The 406-nt window shown below is 38.4% G+C and carries 1 protein-coding gene; it reads left to right on the top strand.

The window, feature by feature from the left end; translation table 11 throughout:
* Positions 1-406 (top strand): transposase (locus tag GOQ17_RS16090; protein WP_159639068.1); only part of this gene is annotated, 406 nt, incomplete at both ends.

The raw sequence follows: 406 nt of genomic DNA, 5'->3' as shown, positions 1-406 counted from the left end.
TGAAGCAGATCAGTCCCTAGGCTATGTTCCTGTTGTTAAAGAGAAATTAAATTTGCTGAAAGAAACGGTACAAGATACAGATGAGGCCTATCGTCATACGATTTCCAAAGATACAGATGCCACCATTGGACATAAGACAGCTGACAGCAAATTCTTTGGTTACAAGCCCCATATTGCTATGACACCAGAACGTCTGATCACTGCAGCCATTGTTACCTCAGCAGAAAAGGGGGATGGCCCCGAGCTACCCAAATTATTAGAAATAAGTCAAAAAAATGGCATTCACGTAGATACTATAATTGGAGACTCAGCGTATTCAGGAAAAGAAAATCTTAAACTTAAAAACAAAGATAATCAACAGATAAAAGTCGTAGCAAAATTAAATCTCTCCATTACTCAAGGTTGT

This window comes from Sphingobacterium composti (genome assembly GCF_009829075.1).
In the GTDB taxonomy this organism is placed as follows: Bacteria; Bacteroidota; Bacteroidia; order Sphingobacteriales; family Sphingobacteriaceae; genus Sphingobacterium; species Sphingobacterium composti.
Note: the sequence above shows the minus strand (reverse complement) of the source record. Positions and strands in the feature narration are given on the sequence as shown.